Here is a 22,105-nt window from a genome sequence, read left to right on the forward strand (position 1 = left end):
ATCGACACTCGTACCGCGCCTCAGAACTCCTTGCTGAAACGCACACCCAACGTGCGCGGCTGCGCGAACACGGTGTAGGACTCTTGTCCGCAGGTCAGCGCCGCGCATTCGGAGAAGCGGGCCAGTTCGGCGCGCTGGTTAGTGGCGTTCTTCAGGAACACGTCGACCGCCCAGCTGTTCTTGCGCCAGCCCGTCGACAGGTCGAGCGTGGTGTAGGCACCCATCTTGCCGAACACGGCACTCTGCGCATCGCGCAGGTCGTTGGTACGGTCGCCCTGGTGCGCCGTCGTAGCCTGCCAATAGGCTTCGCCGCCGCGCCAGTCGAAGGTATAACGCGCATTGACGTTGCCCTTGAACTTGGCGGTGACCGGCAACCGCGTGCCGCTGGCGGCCAGTGGCCCGGCGACCGCATCGCCATTCGGATCCAGCGTACCGGCCGGGCAATTGGTCTCGGGCTTGCCGTCCGCCTTCAGCCAGCCGCAGTAGTTTGCAGTGAGTTTGGCGTCATACCAGGCGAAGCCGCCGTTGATCTGCAGGTTGTAGGTGGCCGCCCACGCCAGATCCAGCTCCAAGCCATCGATCCGCGCCGAGTTCGCGTTGCGGATCTCGGTCAGGCCGTTCTGACCCAGGTAGGAGAACTGGAAATCCTTCCAGTCCTCACGGAACAGCGCGCCGTTGAACACCAGCTTGTTGTCCGCCCAGCTGGTCTTCCAGCCCAGCTCGTAGTTGGTCAGGAAGTCCGACGTGTACGGCGGCAGCGTGCCGCGGCGGTTGATGCCGCCCGGACGGTAGCCTTCCGACCAGGTGGCGTAGACCATCTTCTTGTCGTCGATCTGCCAGGTCAGGTTGACCCGGCCGATGTGGTCGCTTTCGCTGGTCTTCTTATCCAGGTTCACGCACGGGGCGCCGTGGAACTGTTCGGTGGAGAAGCACTGCGAGACGCCGGTGCTGCCACTGAAACCGTCGCCGTAGCCGAAGAAGCCCTTCAGGCTGTTGTTGTTGCGGAAGAAGCGCATGCCGCCGGTCAGGGTCAGGCGATCGGTCAGGTCATAGGCCACCTCGCCGAACACTGCCTTGTCGGCGTCCTTGCGCCGCTGTGCGGTCAGCCAGATGGTGTCCGACCAGCCATTGACCTCGATATCGGTCGCCAGGTTGTCGACCTTGTAACGCTGGAAGATGTCGTGGCTCTGCTCCTGCCAGAACAGACCAGCGACCATGCGCAACCGCTTGTCCTGCGGCGAACTGATGCGCAACTCGTGGCTGGTGCGCTTGTAGCCGTCGGTGGCCTGGATGTACTGCGACGGATTGATCAAGTCGCCGTTGTCGTCGTAGAAGTACGCGCCATAACCCGCCAGACTGTCGTACCAGAAGCCGTAGTCGGCGTAGTCGGCTTCCGAATCCACGTCGCGCTTGAGGTGGGAGAACACATAGGTCAGGTCGAAGTTGCCGACCTTGCCTTCCACCGTCAGCGCCGCCTGGTACCACTTGTCGTCGGAGGATTCGGGATAGAAATGCTTGACCGCAAGATCCGCGGTCGACGTGTCGTAGCCGAAGCCCGGGTTACCCACGTTCGGATCCACGCCGGTGCTGCCGTGCGCCTTCATCTTCTGCGCGATCAGCTGCGGGGTGACCGTCCAGTTGTCGTTGATGTCGAAGCGCAGCGCGCCGCGGATGCCGGCGGTATTCGCATCGTTGAAGTTCTTTTCGACACGATCGGCGTTGTCGATGGTGATGCCGGAGGTCGGGAAGGTGCGGGTACCGTGGATGTTGTCGACGTAGCCGGCATCGTGCTTTTGCCAGCCGACCAGGCGCACCGCGGCGTTGGTGCTGATCGGCAGATTGACGAAGCCTTCCAGCACATGGCCGATGCCGCCGTCTTCGATCTTGCTGCCCTCGACCGCGAACCCGGCCGAATACCCAGACGGATCCGGCTTGCGGGTGATGATGCGCACCGTGCCGGACTGCGAGTTGGCGCCGTACAGCGTGCCCTGCGGACCGGCCAGCGCCTCCACGCGCTCGATGTCGTACATGTGGATGTCGAGCGCGCCGGTGATCGTGGTGATCGGCTGTTCGTCCAGGTACATCGACGCGCTGGGCTGCGAACCGGAGTGGTTGGCGTCGTTGCCGCTGGCCACGCCGCGCATGTACAGCTGGACGAAGCCGGGGCCGGAGAACACGCCGCCGCCGGAGGTGCCGAACGACAGGCTCGGGATCAACTTGGCGTAGTCGTTGAAGGCGGCGACGTTCTGCTGCTCAAGCTGGGCATTGCCCAGCACCTGGATGCTGATCGGCACCTCTTGCAGGTTCTCGACGCGCTTCTGCGCGGTCACCGTGACGGTGTCCAGCGTGCGCGCGTCCTTGTCCTGCTTTGCGGGCGCATCGGCGGACTGCGCCCAGGCCAGCGGCGAGGAAAACACCAACGCCACGGCAGCCGCAAGCGGCAAGCGACGCAGGACGGTTCGGTGAGCGATTCGGTTGTGTTGCATGCAGAGTCCCCTCCCAAGGATTCACGCGACTTTACGCAATTTTTACCTCATGCGGGCAACTGCCCGGCATCCGGCACCGCCGGATAGTGCTCCAACACCGGCCCGAGCGCCTGCTTCAGCGGATCCAGCCAAGGTTCGAAATGCCGCCATTGATCCACGCCATCGCGGTAGATCGGGCGGCGCACCTGCTCCGAACTTGCCGTACGCACCGCACGGTCGTTCTCGAAGAAGCGCAGGCAGCGTTCGTCGAATTCAAGCCCGCAGTAGTCCAGCAAGGCGCGCACCTGAGTCTCGGTGTCGGTCACCATATCCTCGTAGATCACCCGGTGCACGCGACCGGGCAGCACGGCGTCGAAATGCGCCATCAACGCCACGTAATCGGCGTAGTAGCGCCCCATGTCGGTCAGGTCGTAACTGAAATTCTGGCCGCGGGCGAAATGCTGCTTGAAGTTGGAGAAACCGCAGGCCAGCGGGTGACGGCGCGCATCGATGATCCTGGCATTCGGTAGGATCAGTTGGATCAGGCCGACGTGAGCGAAGTTGTTCGGCATCTTGTCGATGAAGAACGGGCGGCCCTGCTTGCGCTGCACGCGGGTGCGCTCGATGTAACGTTCACCAAGTTCCTTGAACTCGGCCGGGTCCATGCCCGCGACGATATCGTGGTATGAGGTCGTTTCCGGATTCTCTACCTTGGCGCGCAGGTCGCGGGTGATGGCGATGATGTCCGGCAACTCCATCGTCGCTTCCACCTGCGGGTGGCTGGACAGGATTTGCTCGATCAGGGTGGAGCCTGCGCGCGGCATGCCGACGATGAACACGGGCGCCGGGTCGTCATGGCCAACACCGGCGCGCTCGGCGAAGAACTCGCGTGTGTATGTCGCTTGCGCACGACACTTGCGCTGCGTGTTCTGCCCTGCATCGTACGGCAGCTGCTTGCGCCGCAACGCATTGCCGCTGGCGTAGTGGGCGAAGGATGCGGCGTACTCGCCAGTGTCTTCCAGCGCCTTGCCCAGCGCAAACTCGAAATGCAGGCGCTGGTCGTCGTCGAGATCGCCGTGTTGCAGCTGCTGTTGCATCGCCGCGATATCGCCGGCATCGAAACGCACGGTCTTGAGATTGGCCAGACTCCACCACGCCCCACCAAACGCAGGATTGAGTTCGATCGCGCGCCGGTAGGCGATGACCGCGCGGTCGGTGCGCCCCTCGGTCTTGAGCGCATGGCCAAGGCTCATCCACACCCGTGGCTCCTTCGGCCGCTTGTCGAGGATGGATTCGTACAGGCGGATCGCACTGCCATAGTTGCCAAGCTTGCCCAGCACCACCGCCTTGAGGTTCTGCAGATTCGGGTTTTCCTCATCCAAAGCCAATAGGCTCTCCACTTCGACAAGTGCGTCCTCGTGGCGGTTGCAGCGATCCAGCACCAGCGCGTAGTTATGGCGAGCCATCGCAAAACCCGGTGCCAGTTGCAGGCAATGTTCGAGCAGGCCCAGGGCTTGCTCGTTGCGCCCGATCCGTGCACCGAGCTCGGCCAACATGCGCATCGCCGCCACATCGTCGGGCCGGGCGCGGAGGCGGTCGCGCAGGCGTTGCTCGGCAGCGGGCAGATCGCCGGAGTTGAGGGCGAGTGCCGCCGCCATCAAGTCAGGATCGTGCTTGCCGTTGCGTGCGTGCATCAGGTATGCGGCGGCGGCGCGCTTACGCTGTCCGGCGGCGTCCAACAGGCTGGCCAAACCGAGCCAAGCTCCCGGCAAATCCGGCCGCAAGCGGACGGCGTGCTCGATCGAAGCGATCGCATCATCGTGGCGATGCAACGCCGCCAGCACGATGCCCAGTTCGAGATGCACGCGCGCCGCGGCCGGCTGTTCTGCTGCAAGCGGTTCAAGTGTGGACAGAGCTTCTGTGTGCGCGCCCTGCGCGCCTTGCGCCATGCCGAGGACGAGCCGGCCGCCCGGATCGCCCGGCACGGCGAGCAGTATCTGCCGCGCCTGCTCCGCGGCGAGCCCCGGATCTTGTGCCAGCAAGCGCATCGCATGGGTCAGCGCGGCATCGACGCTGGTGGTCTGCTGTGCGTCGTCCATCGATTTACAGGCTCGCGCCGTCGAACGGCACCACCTTCAGTGCCGTCAGGTCGATGCCGGGCAGGCAACGTACGTTGACCGCGACCGTGGCTTCGCCGGTTTTCGGGTTCACGCCTTCGCCGAACGGCGCGCAGCCGCAGTTCGCGCAGAAACGATGGCGGATCGCGTGCGAATTGAAAGTGTAGGTGGCGATGTCAGCTTCCGGCGTCTGCAGCACCATCGCGCTGCGCGGGAAAAACGCCAACAGGCTGCCGCGGCGGCGGCAGATGGAGCAATTGCAGTCGATAGCAGTATCGACTTGCCCCTCGACCGAAAACGCGACCCGCCCGCAATGGCAGCTTCCCTGGTGAGGCATCCCGCACTCCCGCGGTTGACATGACTGAAGGCATCTTGCCACCGCCGTCGGCATCGCACACCCTTAGGGCACTGATTGGCCTCCCGCTGGAACCTGCCCATGCACATGAGCCGTGCCGCTGCCTGCTTGCTTGCAATCTCCTCGATGTGGGGCGCTCCCGCGCATGCCGCGTCGCCACAGCCCGCGGGCGCATGCCCCCCGATCCCGCTGGCGGGCGCCGATGCCGCCGCAGTGCGCATCCCCAGTGCGGCCAATGCCTGGGGCGGTGCGCGCACCGGCAGCGAAGCGACCTTGTCCAACCGGGTGGTGGCCTATTCGATCGACGCCGAGCTCGACCCGGTCAAGCACACGATCAAGGGCAAGCAGCAACTGACATGGCGCAACCGCAGCGCGCAGCCGGTGTGCAGCGTCTACCTGCACATGTACCTCAACGGCTTCAATGGCCACGGCAGCACGTTCATGACCGAGCAGCGTGCCAGCGAAAGCGGCTTCCGCAGCAATGTCGACACCAAGGACGGCGAATACGGCTTCATCCGCCTGGACAAGGTGGCGCAGGGTGGCGCGGCGGCGAAATGGACGTTCGTGCAGCCGGACGGCGGCCCCAAGACCGACCAGAGCGTGGTGCGCATCGACTTGCCGCAGCCGGTGGCGGCGGGCGCCAGCACCACGCTGGACATCGCCTTCTTCGACCAGTTGCCGCGCGTGGTCGCCCGTACCGGCTACTACGGCACGTTCCATCTGGTCGCGCAGTGGTTCCCGAAGATCGCCGTGCTGGAACTCCCGGGGGAACGCGGTGCCGTCGCGCCGCGCTGGAACGCGCACGAATTCCACCTGCACAGTGAGTTCTATGCCGATTTCGGCAGCTACGACGTGCGCCTCACCGTACCCAAGGGCTACACCGTCGGCGCCACCGGCGTGCTGAAGAACCCGCCTGTCGAGAACAACGGCAAGCTCACCCACAACTACGTGCAGGACGATGTGCACGACTTTGCATGGACCGCGGACACGCGCTACGCCAAGCCGCTGACCAAGGTCTGGAATGGCCCGAACGGACCGGTACAAGTCAGCGTCCTGTACACACCGGACTACGAATCGAATGCACAGCCGGTGCTGCAGGCCACGATCGATTCGCTGAAGTATTTCTCCGACACGCTCGGCGGCTACCCGTACAAGAGCGCCACGGCCGTGGTGCCACCGTACGGCGCGGACGAAGCCGGCGGCATGGAGTACCCGACCTTCTTCACCGCCGACAGCACTTCGCAGGATGCGCCGGGCACGCCAGGTCGCTTCGCGCTGGATTTCGTGACCGTGCACGAATTCGGACACGGCTATTTCTACGGCATCCTGGCCTCCAACGAATTCGAGGAACCCTACCTCGACGAAGGCATGAACGAGTACTGGGACCAGCGCATGATGACCGCGCGCAAGCAGGACATCGTGCTGACCTCACCGTGGCTGAAGCGCTTCGGCATCGGCACCCGGATCGCGCCGTTCGAAATGGAACGCCTTGGCGCCAGCCTGGGCGACCCCGCCGATCCGCTCGGCGACAATTCGTGGGAGCGCCTGTCCAGCGGCAGCTACGGCACCGTGTATTCGCGCACCGCCACTGCGATGCGGCAGATCGAGGCGCTGGTCGGCACGCCGGCGATGGAACGCGCGATGAAGCTGTACTACGAGCGCTGGAAGTTCCGCCATCCGTCGACGGCCGACCTGCAGGCCGCGCTGGCCGAAGGCACCGGCAGGCCCGACATCGTCAATACCACCTTCGATGGCTTCATCTACGGCACCGGCAAGGTCGACGACCGCGTGACCAGCATCACCAGTGAAGAGATCCTGCCGCTGCCCGGCTACCGTGCCTACCAGGGCAAACAGGTACTGATCGGCGGCAAGCAGATCGACAAGGCCGTCGATGACCTGCGCAAAAAATGGAAGAAGGCGCATCCGAACGCCAAGGACTGGGAGAACGCGTTCCCCTATCGCAGCATCGTGGTCGTGCGCCGCGATGGCCAAGCCGTGCCGCAAACGTTGCGGGTGAAGTTCGCCGATGGCAGCCAGCGCGACATGGCGGTGACCAGCACAGGCAGCTGGCAACGCTTCAGTTTCGTCGGTCCGGCCAAGGCGGTCTCCGCCCAACTCGATCCGGACGACAAGATCCGTCTGGATACCAACGAGCTCAACGACAGCCGCACGGTGGAAGCGAACGGCAGCGCGGCACGCCGCTGGTTCCGCGATTTCACCATGCTGCTGCAATCCCTGTTCGCCCTGTTGGCAACCGTCTGAGGCGCGCCATGAACACGACTACTTCACCCGGTGCCTTCGCCACCCTCCGCTCTTCCCTTGGCCGTGCGCTGCAGTGGCGGCTGTGGTTGCTGTTCGCCACTGCCAGCCTGCTGTGCGCCCTGGTCGCTGCGCTTCCGGCATGGGACTGGCTGGCCAGCCTGCTCAATCATTCCGTGCAGGCCGACGCCATCGCCGCCGGCAAGGCGCCGGCGCTGCTGCTGGATGTACTGATGTCGCGCGACGCGCCGTACGGCGTGCTTGGCGAAAACACGCTCACCGCGACAGCGCTGATGCTATTGCTGTCGCCGCTGCTGGCAGGCGCCACGGTGGCCGCCGCGCGTTCGCACAGCAGACTCGGTTTCGGCGACCTGCTGCGCGGCGCGGTCTCCGAATACGGGCCGATGCTGCGCATGCTGATCTGGTCGATCATCCCGATCGGCATCGCACTGGTCGTGGCGAGCGCGATCATCGCCGGCAACGAGAACGCGCACGAGCACGCGATCCTCGCCTCTGAAGCCGCGACCGGCCGCAACATCGCGTTCTGGGTCGGCGGCCTGTTGTTCGTGCTGGCCCATGCCAGCCTGGAAGCCGGTCGTGGCTGGCTGGCCGCCGATGGCCGCCTGCGCTCCGCGCTGAAAGCTTGGTGGCGCGGCCTGAAACTGCTGTGCAAGCGCCCGCTCGCAGTACTGGCGGTCTATCTGGGCACCACCATCGCCGGATTGCTGCTGGCCGCGCTGCTGCTGCTGCTGCGTCCATACCTGGGTCATGGCAGCGTGCTTGCCTTGCTGCTGGGCCTGCTGCTGGGCAGTGCAGTCGCCGCCGCGCTGGCATGGAGCCGCATCGCTCGCCTGTTCGGCATGCAGGCGCTCGCCGAAGGCATGCACGCACGCCGCTGAGCCCATCGCCCGCGACAAGCCGTGCTGCCCGGATTAACATGCCAGGCAGCACACGCGGACGCTTGGGGAGGCGACGTGGCCCTGTTCGATTTCTTCAAACGCAAGATCCGGCCACGGCCCACGCCTGCGTCGGGCCCGGAGCCTGCACCGGTTCCACAACCACAACCACAACCACAACCGCAACCACGAACCGAACCGGTTGACGAGGAAGCCGTCGATTTCCTGCCCGATCTTGCGCCGGTCGCGCTACCCGAACATGACGGCCCGGAACGCCGCAACCGCGTGCGCCGCAATGCGCCCGCCGGCACCCGCGTGCTGGTGGTCGACGATTCGGCCACCATCGTGGCACTGCTCAAGCGCATGCTGCAGCAGAACAATTACGAAGTACTGGAAGCTTTCGATGCCGAAAACGGCATCGAGATCGCCCGCCGTGAAGTGCCCGACCTGATCTTCCTCGACATCGTCCTGCCTGGCATGGACGGCTTCAACGCGCTGCGCACGCTGCGCCGCGACCCGATCACCAAGAACGTGCCGATCATCATGATCAGCGGCAACGCGCAGGCGACCGAGCAGTTCTACGTGCAGCGGATCGGCGCCGACGATTTCATGAAGAAACCGTTCTCGCGCGCCGAGGTGTTCAACCGGATCGAGGCACTGCTGGACGAGGACAACATCCCGCGCCACCAGCGCCGCAGTGGACGGGCGCCGGCCGAAGCGGACGCGTGAGCGCTATTTCTTCTCCGCGGCAACGGGCGTCAACCGCAAGTCCTGGAAGTCGAAACTGAAATCGGTCAGTGGCGAGACCGGCTCCATCCGCACTTCACGGATCCTGCCGTCCGGGTCCAGGGCGAAGTTGACGAAGGCATCCGCGTTCAGGCCGCGGTCGCGCCAGCGCACGATGAAGCTGTCGTGCTGCCAGGGTTCGATGTCGCCCAGCAGTTCCGCAGTCTTGGCAAACTGCATTTCCAGGCCCTTCGCACCTTGGCGGATCAGCACGTCGCCATACCACGGATCGCGGTAAGTGCCGGCGTATTTCGCCAGCGGCAGCGAGGGCTTGCTGGCGGCATCGCGCGCCGCCAGGTGCTTTTTCCAATCCTCGTCGGCATTGCCCTGCGCCTTCGCGTACGCCGCCGCATAAGCCTTGAGCCAGTCGTTGCCTTCGCGGCCCAGCATCATGTCCAGCGCGCGATACGTCACGGCGTTGAACGCCACCGCCAGCTCGGCACTGGTCAGCACGATCACACCGATCTTCTTGCCCGGAACCAGTGTCAGCCGCGAGACCTGCCCCGGCCAGCCACCGGTATGCCAGACCAGCTTGTCGCCTGCATAGTCGGAGACCTGCCAACCCTGCGCGTAACCCAGGAAGTTCGGCACGGCAGGCGCCAGTTCCGGCACGCCGGGCTTGCCGACCGGGATCGGCGTCAACACCGTCCACATCTCGCGCTGGCGTTGTTCGGAAAACAACCGCTTGGCGTTGTCGCCACTGCCTGCGTACGCGCCGCCGGCCAGTTGCATGTTCATCCACTTGCCGATGTCGTGCACGCTGGAATACAGGCCGCCCGCGCCGGAGACGTTGCGCCAGCTGGTCACGCCCACCGGTCGCAGGTCCGCGAAATCGAACTTGGCATGACCGGTCGCCACGTTGTCACCCGGCTTGAGATCGTCGCTGTTGTAGCGGGTTTCGGTCATGCCCAGCGGCTGGAAGATGCGGCTGGACAAGAACTGCTTGAACGGCATGCCGGAGGCCTCTTCCACCACCAGTTGGGCCACCCCGAACAGGATGTTGTCGTAGGCGTACTGTTCGCGAAAGCCGCCGGTCAGTGGCACATCCTTCAGGCGCTCCGCCACTTCGCGGGTGGAGTACGTGGTGGTGGGCCAGTACAGCAGGTCGCCCGCGCCCAGGCTCAGGCCGCTGCGATGCGCCAGCAGGTCGCGGATGCGCATCTCACGGGTGACGTAGGCATCGCTCATGCGGAACCACGGCAGGTGGTCGATGACGCGATCGGTCGTCTTCAGCTTGCCATCGTCCTGCAGCATGTTCAGCGAGGCCGCGGTGAACGCCTTGGTATTGGAGGCGATGGCGAACATGGTGTGCGCGTCCACCTTCGCCGGCTTGCCAAGTTCGCGCACGCCATAGCCGCGCTCCATCACGATACGGCCATCCTGCACGATGGCCACTGCGATGCCGGGTACATCGAACTGCTTGCGTACCGCCTCGACAAAGGCATCGAATTCGGCCAACTGCGCCGCGTCCGGCGTCATCGCCATGCGATCGTCGATCAATACCGGCTTGGCGGGAGCCGCCTGCCGCACCTGCTGTGCATGCACTGGTGCGCCGACGACGAGCGTGAGTCCCAAAGCGATCGCGAGCGTACGCATGCGCATGTGCCTGTGCCTCTTGTTGGATGCATCGATTATGCCGACGCGCGCAGGCCCGCGCGATGCGCCATCGGTCATGCATGGCCTTCCATCTTGTGGCGCTATCCTCGCCGCATGGATTTGTTCAACGACACCACGAAGGCGACCCGCGGCATCCACGTCGGTATAGGCGGCTGGGCCTACGCGCCATGGCGCGACAACTTCTACCCGAAGGGCCTGGTGCAACGTCGCGAGCTGGAATACGCCAGCCGCCACGTCACCGGCATCGAGATCAACGGCACCTACTACGGCACGCAGAAACCGGCGACCTACGCGAAATGGCGCGACGAAACACCGCAGGGTTTCGTGTTCTCGGCCAAGGCGCCGATGCGGATCATGCAGTCGCGGCAACTGGCGAAGACCGGCCCGCAGATCGAGGATTTCGTGGGCGGCATCGCCGAGCTCGGCGCCAAGCTGGGCCCGCTGGTCTGGCAGTTCGATGCCGGCGCCAAGCTGGAACGCGAGTCCTTCACCGCGTTCTGCGATCTGTTGCCGCGCGAAGCGAATGGTCGCGTGCTGCGGCATGTGCTGGATGTGCGTGATCCCGCGTTTGTCGATGCCGATTACCTCGCGCTGGCGCGCCAGCATGGCTTCGCCACCGTGCTCACCGATTCGCCGGACTACCCGTCCTTCGCCGACATCACCACCGATTTCGTCTATGCGCGGTTGATGCGTTCGCGTGGCGGCATCGCCAGCGGCTATCCCGCGGATGAACTCGATGCCTGGGCACAACGCGTGCGACTGTGGGCGCAAGGCAGCGAACCCGGCGACCTGCCGAAACTGACGAACGATGCGGTCAAGTCGAAACCGCGCGAAGTCTTCCTCTATTTCATCAGCGCGGCGAAGGAACGCAACCCCGCTGCGGCGATGGCGCTGATCGAACGGCTCGCCAAAGACTGATCGGCCGCAAGGCCATGCCGTTTGGCACTGCGCACTTGCCGGCACATGCCGCACGCTGGCCTGACTCGAACGGGCGCGTCATGGACATCGCCTGCTGCAGCTCCCCAAACCACCGAGCGAATGCCGATGCGCGCACGGATCGCCAACCTGTTCAACCTGCGATGCGGCGAACTGGCGCCGGTGCTGGTCGCAGGGCTGTTCTTCTTCTGCATCCTGAGCGCGCTGATGATGCTGCGCCCGGCGCGCGACGCGCTGGGCATGGAACATGGCATCGACAGCATCCGCTGGCTGTTCATCGGCACCGCGATGGTGACGTTGCTGGTCAATCCGGTGTTCGGCTGGCTGGTGAGCCGCTTCAAGCGCCTGCATTTCATCAGCGCGACCTATGGTTTTTTTGCGTTGAGCCTGGTCGGTTTCTGGGGATTGCTGGTGTTCGCGCCGAATGCGGTCGGTGCGCGCAGCGGACAGGTGTTCTACGTCTGGTTCAGCGTGTTCAATCTATTCGTGACCATGGTGTTCTGGGCATTGCTGGCGGATCGCTTCAGCAGCGAACAAGGCAAGCGGCTGTTTGCGCTGATCGCGGTGGGCGGCACGCTGGGCGCGATCTTCGGGCCGTGGCTGGCTTCGAGGCTGGCCGAGCCATTGGGCACACCGGCGTTGCTGCTGGTCGCAGCGGGCCTCCTGTTGCTGGGAACGGCATTGGCATGGCTGCTGGTGCGAATGGCCGGCGATGGTGAAGCGGACGTCGCACATGCCAACTCGATCGATGCCGAAGAACCACGCATCGGCGGCAGCGCATGGACCGGGCTGCGCGCGGTGTTTTATTCGCCTTACCTGATGGGCATTGGCGGCTACGTGCTGGCGATGACGGTAGTCGCCACCTTCGTCTATTTCACCCGCCTGCAGATGGTGGCCGCGACGGAGAGCGACCTGGATGCGCGCACCGGCCTGCTCGGCAATATCGACATGTGGACGCAGATCGCGGTCTTGCTGCTGCAACTCACGTTGACCGGCCACATCATCCGCCGCTTCGGCATGGCCTTCGCGTTGGCGCTGCTGCCGATCGCCAATGCGCTGGGCTTCATTGGCCTTGCGGTGTTCGGTTCCTTCGCTGCGTTGATCCTGTTGGAGGCCTTGAACAAGGCCGTGCAGCGCGGCCTCACTCGTCCCGCGCGCGAGGCGCTGTTCACCGTGATCAGCCGCGAGGAGAAGTACAAGGCCAAGGCCTTCATCGACACCTTCGTCTATCGCAGCGGCGACGTACTCGGCGCGCAAGTCGAAGGCGCGCTAGGGCGGATCGGGTTGGCGCTGGGCGGGCTGGTCGGCGTGGTGGTGCCGCTGGCGCTGGCCTGGGCAATGCTGGGGATCTGGCTGGGGCGGGCGCAGCAGAAGCGCGCAGAGCTGAAAACGGGGTCAGAGTGAAGTTTCCCGCCCAAGATTTTTGATCAAGCGGAATTGGCCGACGGGAAATTCACTCTGACCCCGTTTTCCCCCGCTTCGCCACTTTCTTCGCAGTCTTTTTCGATTTTGGTTTCGGCTTCGGCTTGCGCAACGCCGCTTCCCACGCCCGCTGCGCCCACGGCCGGAACTCCTGCGGCGAATCCAGTGCGTATTCCGGCACCGACCAATAACTCATCGGGATGCGCTTGCCGCGCGCCTCGTACATGAAGGGCGCGCTGCCTTCGGCCTCGAACGCAGTGCGAGTGAGATCGTCCACCTTCAGGTACAACACTTCGTCGATCACGATGCCGATGATCACGCCATCGCGATACACCCCATAGCCGCCGAACATCGCCCGGGTGGTGACCGGGGCGAATGCGGAGAACAGGTCGTGCAGGTAATCGAGGTATTCGCGGCTCATCGGGCGGTGCTCCTGGACAGGCAATAATGCGCGCATGGCGATGACTCCGACCACCAAGGCGCTCTGGCAAATCCACCTGTGCGTGCTGCTATGGGGCTTCACCGCGATCCTGGGCAAGCTGATCACCCTGCCCGCGCTGCCGCTGGTGTGGTGGCGGATGCTGATCGTGGTGGCGGATGCTGATCGTGGTGGCGGCGCTGGCCTTGGTGCCGAAGGTCTGGCGCGGCATCGCGGCGATGCCCCCGCGCATCCGCTGGGCCTATGCCGGGATCGGCGCGCTGGTCGCGCTGCACTGGCTGACCTTCTACGGCGCGATCAAGTTATCGAATGCGTCCGTCGCCGCCACCTGCATCGCCTTCGCCACGCCGATGACCGCCGTGGTCGAGCCCTTGCTCACCCGGCAGAAATTCCAGCCGCGCGACCTGCTGCTCGGGCTGGCCTCGCTGCCCGGCATCTGGCTTGTGGTCGGCGGCGTGCCCGAGGGCATGCATGCGGGGATCGTGGCCGGCGTGGCCTCGGCCTTCCTGGTCGCCCTGTTCGGCACGCTCAACAAGCGCATGGTCGATGCCGGCGATCCGCTCACCGTCACCGCACTGGAACTCGGCGCCGGCACCGTGGTGCTGACGCTGCTCGCACCACTGATGCCGCTGCTGGTGCCTGCCTTCGCCGGCCCGCTGCTGATCCTGCCCTCCGCGCACGACGGCTTCTGGCTGGTGGTGCTGGCACTGGCCTGCACCCTGTTCCCGTTCGCGCTATGCCTGGTCGCGTTGCGCCACCTGAGCGCGTTCACCGCGCAGCTGTCGGTGAACCTGGAGCCGATCTACGCCATCGTGCTGGCCGCACTCATCTTCGGCGAACAACAGGAGCTCAGCCCGCAGTTCTACCTGGGCGTCGCCATCATCCTCGGCGTGGTGTTCGCGCAGGGTCTGCTGGCCGGGCGGCGCCAGCCCATGCATGCCGAGCAGGTGGGCGTGAGCGAGGCGCGGCAACTGGAATGAGTCGCGCCGATCCGCGCGGCATGGCAGGCTAGCGCGATGTACCAGAGCTACTACGGCCTGCACGAGCCGCCGTTCTCGATCACCCCGGACCCGCGCTTCGTGCATCTCAGCGAACGCCACCGAGACGCTCTGGCGCACCTGCTGTTCGGCATCGACAAGGGCGGCGGCGGCGGTTTCGTGCAGCTGACCGGTGAAGTCGGCACCGGCAAGACCACGCTCAGCCGCCTGCTGCTGGAACAGCTTCCGGAAGATGCGCGTATCGCGCTGGTGCTGAACCCGCGACAGAACGCGGTCGAGCTGCTGGAGACGATCTGCGAAGAACTGCATATCGATATCGAAGGCAAGCGTGGCAGCACCAAGGCGCTGGTCGATGCGCTCAACGCCTATTTGCTCGATGCCTACGCGAAAGGCCTGCGCGTGGTGCTGCTGATCGACGAAGCGCAGAACCTGCCCGCCGATGCGCTGGAACAAGTGCGCCTGCTGACCAACCTGGAAACCGATACCCAAAAGCTGCTGCAGATCCTGCTGCTGGGCCAGCCCGAGCTGCGCGAGATGGTGGCAAGGCCGGAGCTGCGACAACTCGCGCAACGCATCACCGCGCGCTATCACCTGACGCCGCTGGACGCCAAGGAAACCGGCGACTACCTGCGCCATCGCTGGCGCGTGGCCGGCGGGCAGAAATTCCCGTTCGAGGCGAAAGCGGTGCAGCGCATGCACCAGCGTTCCGGCGGCGTGCCGCGCCTGCTCAACGTGATTGCGGAGCGTGCATTGCTTGCCGGCTACGCACGCGATGCAACCGTCATCGACGCAAAACTGGTCGATGCCGCCGCGAATGAAGTCTTGCCGCCGCCATCGCGGAAACGCTGGTGGCCGTGGCTGGCCGCAGCGGCGGGCATTGCCGCGATCGCACTGATGGCGATGCAGTGGCGCGGCACGCCGGTGCCAATGCAGCCCGCCGCAACGTTGGCGCCCACGACATCGCCGGCAAACTCATTGCCGATGAAGCCGAAGCCCGTGCCGGCAACACCAGTCGAATCGATGGATGCCGATGCGTTGACGCAATTGGTCGGCGCCACCGGCGACACGCCGGTACCCGCCTGGCAAGCCCTGCTGGCGGCGTGGAAGCTGCCGGCGGACAGCATCACCGTCGATCCCGCTGGCCCATGTGCGCCTGTTCGCGACGATGTGCATTGTGTACAGGGTCGCGCGAAGTTGGACACGCTGCTGGCATTGGATCGACCTGCATTGCTCCATTTGCGCGCAAGCGGTGCAGACGCATGGGCGCAGTTGCTCGGCGCGGATGCGCGCAAGGCGCGCCTGCGCATCGGCACGCGCACATTCGACCTCGACCGCCTGCTGCTGCAATCGCATTGGGATGGCGATTTCGTCGCGCTCTGGGTCGGTCAGTTACCAAGGCCTCCGTCCACGGCCGAAGTCGCCGCATTCCAGAATGCCCGAGGCCTGCCGGCCGATGGCGTGGCCGGCCCGTTGACCCTGATGGCACTGGCCGGCGACGCACCCGGCCCGCACCTGCTACGCGTACTGGACTGAGCTGATGTCATTGATCCTCGAAGCCCTGCGCAAATCCGAAGCCGAACGCCGCCGGGGCAGCACGCCGGACGTGGCGATGGAGCTGCCGCCCGTGCAGGCCCAGCGCGCGCGCGCGACGCCGGAATGGCTGCTGCCTGCGGTGGTGCTCGGCGCATTCGTCCTGCTCGCCGCCTGGTGGTGGTCGCAACGCAGCACCGATGCGGCGACCAACCCCGAACCCGTCGCCACATCGTCCCGTGCCGAAGCTCGCGCCGAAACCACCACACAACCCGCGGTCGTTCGCCGCATCCAACGGCAAGCAGTCTCCATGCCTGCGACGGCTTCGCCGTCGGTCGCCGCGCCGGTCATCATGGCACCGCCATCGCCGCCCGTGATTGCCGAGCCCGCGCCGCCGGTACGATCGCTGTCGACGCAGCCCGCTTCTCCACCGCCCGTTGACACGCGCAATGTTGCCGACATCGACGCGACTTCGATCCCGCCGGTCAAAGTCAGCATGCACATGTGGGACGAATCGCCCACACGACGCTTCGTCATCCTCGACGGCCAGCGCATGGCCGAGGGCGACCGCAATGGCGAGGTCACCGTCATCGCGATCGAACGCGACGGCGTGGTGGTGGAACGCAACGGTCAGCGCGCGCGCGTGCCGCTGCCCTGATCGCCCCGGTGCTCAGTCGCACCCGCGCTTATTCACCCATGTAGCAGCAGTTGAGCTTGTTGCCGTCCAGGTCGCGGAAGTAGGCAGCATAGAACCCCGGCCAACGCTGGCCCGGTGCGCCTTCATCGGTGGCGCCGAGTTCCAGCGCCTTGGCGTAGACCGCATCCACTTGCTCACGACTATTACCCTGCAAGGCGACCATGGTGCCGTTGCCGACCGTGGCCGCTTCCTTGTTGAACGGATAGGTGATGCCCAAGCCCGCACCCTGCTCCGAATTGGCCCAGGCGATGTAGTAATCCGGCTCTTCCATCATGCGGGTCGCACCCAGCGGGGCCAGTACGGCGTCGTAGAACGCGGCGGCCTTCTGCAGGTCCTTGGTTCCGAGGGTGGCGTAGGCAAGCATCGTGGTTCTCCGGCGGTTCGAGAGCGGCAGCCTACACCGCAGCCGCGGCATCGGTATGCTGCGCGCATGCAGAGCCTCGATTTCGAACTCGACCGCGACTTCGTCGAACTCAACCAGCTGCTGAAACTGGCAGGACTGTGCGATTCCGGCGGCGCCGGCAAGCAGCTGGTCGCCAGTGGCGTCGTCTCCGTCGACGGCCAACAGGAAGGCCGCAAGACCGCCAAGATCCGCGCCGGCCAGGTGGTGCGGGTGGACGACATCGAAATCCGGGTCGTGGCGGCTGCCTGAATTTTTTTCGGTGCGGCGCGTGAGATTCCGCACGCTGGCGCGAATCATGGTGTCGAGAGGCGCAACAAGCGCGCCAGGGATTCCATGGATACGATTGCCGCCACCATGTGCGCAATGACCGCGACCGACCGCCACGAGGCCTTCAGCGACCTGCTGCAGCGGCATCGCGGCATCGTGTTCAAGGTCGCCAACACCTACGCCAGGCGAGCCGAGGATCGCGACGACCTGGTGCAGGAAATTTCCGCGCAGCTCTGGCATGCCTGGCCGAACTACGACCCTGCACGCAGCTTCAGCACCTGGATGTACCGGGTGGCGCTGAACGTGGCGATCAGCCATGTCCGCGAGCAATCCGTGCGCGGTCGCCATGACGCGGTGCCACTGGACGAGGACATCCACGACGTTGCCGATGCAGCGGCGAGCGACCACGAACGCGACCAGCACGTCCGCCTGCTGCAGGGCTTCATCCAGCGACAGGCGCCGCTCGACCGCGCGCTGCTGCTGCTCTATCTGGATGATCGCCCGCAACGCGAGATCGCCGAGATCCTCGGCATCACGGAAAGCAATGTCTCCACCAAGATCGGGCGCCTCAAGCAGCGCATCCGCGACGAACTCTGACCGAACTGGACCGCATGGACACCACCATGGAACTCGACGATTTCAAATCCGCTTGGCAGGCCATCGACCGCCGCCTGGAACTGGACAACCGGCTCAAGCTGCACGACCTGCGCGAACGCACCCTGACCAGGACGCGCGGCAGCCTGCGCCCGCTGTTCTGGGGCCAGGTCGCGCAGATCCTGTTCGGCATCCCCTTCATCCTGCTGGCCGCGCTGCTGTGGATGAGCCATCCCGCGCATGCCTCCACGATCGTGGCCGGCGTGCTGGTGCATGCCTATGGCGTGCTGACCATCATCGGCGCGGGCGTGGTGCTGGGACAGATCGGCAAGATCGACCATGCGATGCCGGTACTCGACATCCAGAAGCAGCTGCTGCGTGCGCGCACCTTCTACATCCGCAGCGGCATGGTCGCCGGCCTGCCGTGGTGGTTCCTGTGGATCGCGATCCTGCAGGTGCTCGCCGGTCTTTCCGATGTCGACCTGCTGGCCAAGGCGCCATCGCTGGTATGGACCGGCTATGGCATCGGCATCGCCGGCCTGTTGGCGACATTGTGGTTCCACCGCTGGGCGCGCCGCCCGGAACGCGCCGAATTCGGCAAGAAAATGGACGACAGCCTGACCGGCGGCAGCCTGCGCAAGGCACTGGCGCAGCTGGATGAGCTCAAGCGCTTCGAGCAGGAATGAACGAACAGGAATGACCGGGCAGGCATGACCTGACCTACAGCTGCTGCCACTTCGGCGCAGCGGCACCCACCAACCACGATCCACTGCCGCACGCATTGCACGCGGCACGGGCCAACGCATGCCTGCAAAACGGCATCCAACGGAGACATTTCATGCAAACGCAGCCGCTACACCCGCCCACCGAACGCCTGCACGGCCTGGATGCGGTGCGCGCCATCGCCCTGCTGCTGGGCCTGATCGTCCATGCTGCCATGAGCTGGCTGCCCGGCGCGCAGTATTTCTGGGTGACCCACGACACCTCGCCCAGCGCATGGGCCGGGTTGGTGTTCTACGTGCCGCACATGTTCCGCATGCTGCTGTTCTTCCTGCTGGCCGGTTTCTTCGCGCGCATGGCCCGCGAACGCCTGGGGGCGAACGCCTTCATGCGCGACCGCTTCAGCCGCATCGGCGTGCCGCTACTGGCCGGATGGTTCCCGGTGCTGATGGCGATCCTCGGCGTCGGCGCCTGGAGCCTGTGGCTGGCCAACGGCGGCAGCATGCCGCCCACGCCGGAACCGCCACCGCTGTCGCCGCGCAACTTCCCGCTCACCCACCTGTGGTTCCTGTACGCGCTGCTGCTCTGCTATGCCGCGGCATTGCTCGTTCGCGCCAGCGTGGGTCGCAGCAGCATCGCCATGCAGTTCGCCGATGCGATCACGCGCCTGCTGTCCGGGCCGATGGGGCCGGTGCTGCTCGCCTTGCCGCTGGGCCTGGCGATGGCGCTGCATGCCAAGTGGTATGCCTGGTTCGGCATCCCCACGCCGGATCAGTCGCTATATCCCAATCTCGCCGCCTGCATCGCGTTCGGCAGCGCCTTCGGCTTCGGCTGGCTGCTGCAGCGGCAGCCCGGCCTGCTGCAGCACTGGGCCACGCGCTGGCCGCTGCACCTGGCGCTGGCGCTGCTGGCGACCGCCGGCTGCCTGCACTACATCGGCCTGGCACCGCGTCTTGAAGTCGCTCCGGCTGGACTGGAAACTTTCGCCTATGCCGCTGCCTACGCCTTCGCCGGCTGGAGCTGGACCTTCGCCCTGGTCGGCCTGGGCCTGCGCTTCCTGTCCGGTTACAGCCGCGTGCGCCGCTACCTGGCCGATGCCTCGTACTGGATCTACATCGTCCATCTGCCGGTGGTGATGGCGCTGCAAGTCGTGCTGTCGCGAGTGCACTGGCCGTGGTTGGTGGAGTTCGTACTTGCGCTGACGGTGGCGATGGCCTTGCTATTGGCCAGCTACGACCTGCTGGTGCGCAACACCTTCATCGGCGCGCGGCTCAACGGCCGGCGCAAGCCGCGCGGGCTGGAACAGCGCTGAAGCCCTGCCGGAAGTTGACTGACTTCGAGCACGTCCAAGCCATCGCATGCTTCGCTACGTTGGCGACATGAACCCAACTATTGCGGAGCATGCGATGAAGAAGATCCTGGTCGGCCTTGCCCTCGTCGCCATCCTGTGTGCCGTGGGCGGGGCCGGCTACCGCTTCGGGCAGTATCTGGCGGACAGGGCCGCACCAACGGGACAGGCAGGCGCCCATACCTGAGTCACTGCGGCGGTGCGGCGGCACGCTCCTCTGTCGCGGCGTCAGGCGCTTCGACGGTTTCCGGCTCGGCAGCGAGCTGCGGGATGTCGAGGATGGCGCCATCGAGTTCGGCCATCGGGCTTTCATCCGGGCATTGCGCATCGGGGAAGCCGAAACGCGAACGCAGCTCCAGCCCGCAGGCATTGATGTCGACCACGTCCTGCGCGGTTTCATCGGCCGGCTGCATGCACTGGGCCTCGTAGGCGCGACGGAAGGCATCGCGGCGGCGCACGAAATCGTTGCCGCAGCGGCGCGCCAGGCGGATGCGGTTGAGATCGTCTTCCACCGCATTCGCACCGGACAGGCCGTAGCGCTCCAATTCGTCCGCCGTCAGCACGCGCAATTCGCGGTTCGGCACCGTTGTCATCAAGTCGTAGACCTCGGCGGAGGCGCCGTTGCGCTCCAGGTAATTGCGCAGATCCTCGCTGACCTTGCGCAGTTCCTCGCCCAGTTCCTTGCGCGATGTCGCCGAAGAACCCACGCGGATCATGCGATGGATGCCGACCGGCCCCGCCACCACCCGCATGTCGCCGGCGGCCAGCAGCAGCACGCAGGCACTGTGGCAGACCGAGTCGTCGCGCACCCAGATCGTCCAGTCGTTTTCGCCGATGGCATCGCCGGCCCGGATCGCCGCTTCGACGTGACCACCAGCGGAGTCGATGTCGAGGATGCGCTTGCCGATGCCGAGATCGGTCGCCAGCTTGCCGGTGCGTTCGGCTAGCGCGGCGAAGCTGGCGGTGACCTTGCCCTTGTAGCGCAGCCGCACCAGCCCGGTGCCACGGCAATCCTGCATGGTGTTGCGCAAGTCCACATAGGCCAGCGACAACACCGGCCGGCCATCGCCCTTGCCGTAGTCGGAACCGCAGTCGATCCAGGCATCGCCGGCTTCCAGCCTTACCGGCAACCAGTCGACGTCAGCCTGTTGCTTGCGTTGCACGACCGGCGCCGCCTGCGCGGCCTGGTCGACGCTGGCGCCGGTCTGCACTTCGGGCGTACGGTTGCAGGCGATGGCAGACAGGCACAACGCAAGCAGGATCCAACGACGCGGCATCGAACGAACCATGGCTGGGGATCGTGCAGTCTAGCCGGCGGCGATGCGACGGCGCGCAACCGCCGATGAACCGGCCCATCCGGCAGCCGAGCGGCCGAATGCCCTGTCCGGCATTCACACGGATTCGCGTTGTCCACCGCAATGGGCCGGGGACGGAGTCATGGATACCAGCAACTTCCTCAACGAACTCAAGCGCCGTCAGATCTATCGCGGTGGCGTGATGTACGTGGTTGCCGGCTGGGTCATCGTGCAGGTCGCCACTACCTTGTTCCCGATCTTCAACATCCCGGACTGGTCGATCCGACTGGTCGTGGTCGCGCTGCTGGTGGGTTTCCCGCTGGCCCTGGTCGCGCTCTGGATGTTCGAAAGCAGCGGTTCGAGCGCGAAGAAAGCGACGACCGGCGAGGCGGTACCGGCTCCACAACCACACGTCGAACGCAGGCGCAACGGCGACCGTAGCGGCGATACCATCGCCAAGATGATGGAAAACGAACGACTTGAGCGGCAACGCGCGAACGAGGAACTGATCGCCGCGCTCGACCGCCTGCACAACACCCAGCACGGCACCCCTCGCGATCCTTCCGTGATTCAGGCCGAATCCCCGGCGCAATACGCGATCACGCCCATTCAACCGCCTCGTCGGCGCCCGCCACGGATCGGCGTCATCTTCATCGGCATATTCGCGCTGCTGCTGTCGGCATGGGTGATCTGGATCCTGATCGCGCCTTCTGCATCGCTGGCGCCGATGGCGGACTCCGGCAAGATCACCCATCAGTACGTCATGCCCGCCTACAAGCAGGTCGAGCAGATCGGTGCGGCATTGCTGGAGCCGTTGCTGCACAAGATCGGCGTGCACATCGCGCCGGAGCGCGTCTTCAACGCGCTGATGATGCTGGTCGCCCTGCTGGTGCTGCGCAACCTGTATCGCTCCATGTTGCGCACCCGGCGCGTGCGTCGCGGTTACGGTTGACGGCCGCGC

At 65.4% G+C, this 22,105-nt stretch carries 20 protein-coding genes and 1 pseudogene; 14 read left to right on the top strand and 7 right to left on the bottom strand.

Annotation, left to right across the window (positions count from 1 at the left end; genetic code table 11):
- Window positions 1-20 precede the first annotated feature (20 nt).
- From G7079_RS10730 to G7079_RS10740, 3 genes are read right to left on the bottom strand one after another with little or no spacing between them, the layout of a single operon-like run.
- Window positions 21-2,486: a TonB-dependent receptor gene (locus tag G7079_RS10730; RefSeq protein WP_206203205.1), complete on the bottom strand. Its 2,466-nt coding sequence runs from the start codon at window positions 2,484-2,486 to the stop codon at window positions 21-23.
- A gap of 47 nt (window positions 2,487-2,533) precedes the next feature.
- Entirely contained in the window at window positions 2,534-4,564 is a 2,031-nt protein-coding gene (locus tag G7079_RS10735) for a tetratricopeptide repeat-containing sulfotransferase family protein (protein ID WP_166057299.1), read from the bottom strand.
- Between the two features lie 4 nt (window positions 4,565-4,568).
- On the bottom strand, window positions 4,569-4,919 hold the full coding sequence (locus G7079_RS10740) for a GFA family protein (RefSeq protein ID WP_166057927.1): 351 nt from the start codon (window positions 4,917-4,919) through the stop codon (window positions 4,569-4,571).
- A gap of 105 nt (window positions 4,920-5,024) precedes the next feature.
- Between G7079_RS10740 and G7079_RS10745 the strand changes: the two genes are divergently transcribed.
- The 3 genes from G7079_RS10745 (at window position 5,025) to G7079_RS10755 (ending at window position 8,821) form a co-directional block, all read left to right on the top strand.
- Window positions 5,025-7,199 (top strand): M1 family metallopeptidase, encoded by a 2,175-nt coding sequence (locus G7079_RS10745; protein WP_240906171.1) that lies wholly within the window; start codon window positions 5,025-5,027, stop codon window positions 7,197-7,199.
- A gap of 8 nt (window positions 7,200-7,207) precedes the next feature.
- Window positions 7,208-8,095, top strand: a complete 888-nt coding sequence (locus G7079_RS10750) for a hypothetical protein (protein ID WP_166057301.1) — start codon at window positions 7,208-7,210, stop codon at window positions 8,093-8,095.
- Between the two features lie 282 nt (window positions 8,096-8,377).
- The gene (locus tag G7079_RS10755; RefSeq protein ID WP_240906286.1) at window positions 8,378-8,821 is read left to right on the top strand and encodes a response regulator; all 444 of its coding nucleotides are present in this window, start codon (window positions 8,378-8,380) and stop codon (window positions 8,819-8,821) included.
- 3 nt (window positions 8,822-8,824) lie between these two features.
- On the opposite strand, the gene G7079_RS10760 is transcribed toward G7079_RS10755, so the two are convergent.
- Window positions 8,825-10,474: a serine hydrolase gene (locus G7079_RS10760; RefSeq protein WP_166057302.1), complete on the bottom strand. Its 1,650-nt coding sequence runs from the start codon at window positions 10,472-10,474 to the stop codon at window positions 8,825-8,827.
- Window positions 10,475-10,588: 114 nt separating this feature from the next.
- Here G7079_RS10760 and G7079_RS10765 point away from each other — a divergent pair, with 114 nt between their 5' ends.
- Window positions 10,589-11,413, top strand: a complete 825-nt coding sequence (locus G7079_RS10765; protein WP_166057303.1) for a DUF72 domain-containing protein — start codon at window positions 10,589-10,591, stop codon at window positions 11,411-11,413.
- Window positions 11,414-11,539: 126 nt separating this feature from the next.
- A complete protein-coding gene (locus G7079_RS10770; protein ID WP_206203206.1) occupies window positions 11,540-12,835 on the top strand; it encodes an MFS transporter in 1,296 nt (431 codons plus the stop codon).
- A gap of 49 nt (window positions 12,836-12,884) precedes the next feature.
- Here G7079_RS10770 and G7079_RS10775 read toward each other — a convergent pair whose 3' ends face one another.
- Window positions 12,885-13,274, bottom strand: coding sequence for a TfoX/Sxy family protein (locus tag G7079_RS10775; protein ID WP_166057305.1), 390 nt, complete (start codon window positions 13,272-13,274; stop codon window positions 12,885-12,887).
- A 34-nt stretch (window positions 13,275-13,308) separates the two neighbouring features.
- Here G7079_RS10775 and G7079_RS10780 point away from each other — a divergent pair.
- The 3 genes and pseudogenes from G7079_RS10780 to G7079_RS10790 all read left to right on the top strand — a co-directional run bounded on the left by G7079_RS10780 (window position 13,309) and on the right by G7079_RS10790 (window position 16,478).
- A pseudogene (locus G7079_RS10780) lies at window positions 13,309-14,272 on the top strand (DMT family transporter).
- A 36-nt stretch (window positions 14,273-14,308) separates the two neighbouring features.
- Window positions 14,309-15,823: an ExeA family protein gene (locus G7079_RS10785; RefSeq protein WP_166057306.1), complete on the top strand. Its 1,515-nt coding sequence runs from the start codon at window positions 14,309-14,311 to the stop codon at window positions 15,821-15,823.
- Window positions 15,824-15,827: 4 nt separating this feature from the next.
- A complete protein-coding gene (locus tag G7079_RS10790; RefSeq protein ID WP_166057307.1) occupies window positions 15,828-16,478 on the top strand; it encodes a general secretion pathway protein GspB in 651 nt (216 codons plus the stop codon).
- A 28-nt stretch (window positions 16,479-16,506) separates the two neighbouring features.
- Here G7079_RS10790 and G7079_RS10795 read toward each other — a convergent pair whose 3' ends face one another.
- Window positions 16,507-16,881, bottom strand: coding sequence for a VOC family protein (locus tag G7079_RS10795; protein WP_166057308.1), 375 nt, complete (start codon window positions 16,879-16,881; stop codon window positions 16,507-16,509).
- 66 nt (window positions 16,882-16,947) lie between these two features.
- Between G7079_RS10795 and G7079_RS10800 the strand changes: the two genes are divergently transcribed.
- The 5 genes from G7079_RS10800 to G7079_RS13425 all read left to right on the top strand — a co-directional run bounded on the left by G7079_RS10800 (window position 16,948) and on the right by G7079_RS13425 (window position 20,036).
- Window positions 16,948-17,169 carry an RNA-binding S4 domain-containing protein gene (locus G7079_RS10800; protein ID WP_166057309.1) on the top strand — a complete coding sequence of 74 codons (222 nt, stop codon included), beginning with the start codon at window positions 16,948-16,950 and terminating at the stop codon, window positions 17,167-17,169.
- A gap of 114 nt (window positions 17,170-17,283) precedes the next feature.
- Entirely contained in the window at window positions 17,284-17,784 is a 501-nt protein-coding gene (locus G7079_RS10805; protein WP_240906172.1) for a sigma-70 family RNA polymerase sigma factor, read from the top strand.
- Between the two features lie 14 nt (window positions 17,785-17,798).
- Window positions 17,799-18,467, top strand: coding sequence for a serine/threonine protein kinase (locus tag G7079_RS10810; RefSeq protein ID WP_166057311.1), 669 nt, complete (start codon window positions 17,799-17,801; stop codon window positions 18,465-18,467).
- 152 nt (window positions 18,468-18,619) lie between these two features.
- Complete coding sequence (locus G7079_RS10815; RefSeq protein ID WP_166057312.1) at window positions 18,620-19,813, top strand: acyltransferase family protein; 1,194 nt, start codon at window positions 18,620-18,622, stop codon at window positions 19,811-19,813.
- A gap of 94 nt (window positions 19,814-19,907) precedes the next feature.
- On the top strand, window positions 19,908-20,036 hold the full coding sequence (locus G7079_RS13425) for a YdgA family protein (protein WP_166057313.1): 129 nt from the start codon (window positions 19,908-19,910) through the stop codon (window positions 20,034-20,036).
- Window position 20,037: 1 nt separating this feature from the next.
- Here G7079_RS13425 and G7079_RS10825 read toward each other — a convergent pair whose 3' ends face one another.
- A complete protein-coding gene (locus G7079_RS10825) occupies window positions 20,038-21,126 on the bottom strand; it encodes a hypothetical protein (protein WP_166057314.1) in 1,089 nt (362 codons plus the stop codon).
- A gap of 160 nt (window positions 21,127-21,286) precedes the next feature.
- Between G7079_RS10825 and G7079_RS10830 the strand changes: the two genes are divergently transcribed.
- The gene (locus G7079_RS10830) at window positions 21,287-22,096 is read left to right on the top strand and encodes a hypothetical protein (RefSeq protein WP_166057315.1); all 810 of its coding nucleotides are present in this window, start codon (window positions 21,287-21,289) and stop codon (window positions 22,094-22,096) included.
- Window positions 22,097-22,105 lie beyond the last annotated feature (9 nt).

Origin of the sequence: Thermomonas sp. HDW16, assembly GCF_011302915.1 — a bacterium.
Taxonomy (GTDB): Bacteria; Pseudomonadota; Gammaproteobacteria; order Xanthomonadales; family Xanthomonadaceae; genus Thermomonas.

What these genes read in the sequence shown, in the direction of transcription:
- G7079_RS10810 (WP_166057311.1), top strand. Translation starts at nt 17,799, where the DNA reads ATGGACACCACCATGGAACTCGACGATTTCAAATCCGCTTGGCAGGCC.
- G7079_RS10800 (WP_166057309.1), top strand. Translation starts at nt 16,948, where the DNA reads ATGCAGAGCCTCGATTTCGAACTCGACCGCGACTTCGTCGAACTCAAC.
- G7079_RS10770 (WP_206203206.1), top strand. Translation starts at nt 11,540, where the DNA reads ATGCGCGCACGGATCGCCAACCTGTTCAACCTGCGATGCGGCGAACTG.
- G7079_RS10830 (WP_166057315.1), top strand. Translation starts at nt 21,287, where the DNA reads ATGGATACCAGCAACTTCCTCAACGAACTCAAGCGCCGTCAGATCTAT.
- G7079_RS10750 (WP_166057301.1), top strand. Translation starts at nt 7,208, where the DNA reads ATGAACACGACTACTTCACCCGGTGCCTTCGCCACCCTCCGCTCTTCC.
- G7079_RS10805 (WP_240906172.1), top strand. Translation starts at nt 17,284, where the DNA reads ATGACCGCGACCGACCGCCACGAGGCCTTCAGCGACCTGCTGCAGCGG.
- G7079_RS10765 (WP_166057303.1), top strand. Translation starts at nt 10,589, where the DNA reads ATGGATTTGTTCAACGACACCACGAAGGCGACCCGCGGCATCCACGTC.
- G7079_RS10760 (WP_166057302.1), bottom strand. Translation starts at nt 10,474, where the DNA reads ATGCGTACGCTCGCGATCGCTTTGGGACTCACGCTCGTCGTCGGCGCA.
- G7079_RS10790 (WP_166057307.1), top strand. Translation starts at nt 15,828, where the DNA reads ATGTCATTGATCCTCGAAGCCCTGCGCAAATCCGAAGCCGAACGCCGC.
- G7079_RS10775 (WP_166057305.1), bottom strand. Translation starts at nt 13,274, where the DNA reads ATGAGCCGCGAATACCTCGATTACCTGCACGACCTGTTCTCCGCATTC.
- G7079_RS10745 (WP_240906171.1), top strand. Translation starts at nt 5,025, where the DNA reads ATGAGCCGTGCCGCTGCCTGCTTGCTTGCAATCTCCTCGATGTGGGGC.
- G7079_RS10785 (WP_166057306.1), top strand. Translation starts at nt 14,309, where the DNA reads ATGTACCAGAGCTACTACGGCCTGCACGAGCCGCCGTTCTCGATCACC.
- G7079_RS10815 (WP_166057312.1), top strand. Translation starts at nt 18,620, where the DNA reads ATGCAAACGCAGCCGCTACACCCGCCCACCGAACGCCTGCACGGCCTG.
- G7079_RS10795 (WP_166057308.1), bottom strand. Translation starts at nt 16,881, where the DNA reads ATGCTTGCCTACGCCACCCTCGGAACCAAGGACCTGCAGAAGGCCGCC.
- G7079_RS10825 (WP_166057314.1), bottom strand. Translation starts at nt 21,126, where the DNA reads ATGCCGCGTCGTTGGATCCTGCTTGCGTTGTGCCTGTCTGCCATCGCC.
- G7079_RS10735 (WP_166057299.1), bottom strand. Translation starts at nt 4,564, where the DNA reads ATGGACGACGCACAGCAGACCACCAGCGTCGATGCCGCGCTGACCCAT.
- G7079_RS10730 (WP_206203205.1), bottom strand. Translation starts at nt 2,486, where the DNA reads ATGCAACACAACCGAATCGCTCACCGAACCGTCCTGCGTCGCTTGCCG.
- G7079_RS10740 (WP_166057927.1), bottom strand. Translation starts at nt 4,919, where the DNA reads ATGCCTCACCAGGGAAGCTGCCATTGCGGGCGGGTCGCGTTTTCGGTC.
- G7079_RS13425 (WP_166057313.1), top strand. Translation starts at nt 19,908, where the DNA reads ATGAAGAAGATCCTGGTCGGCCTTGCCCTCGTCGCCATCCTGTGTGCC.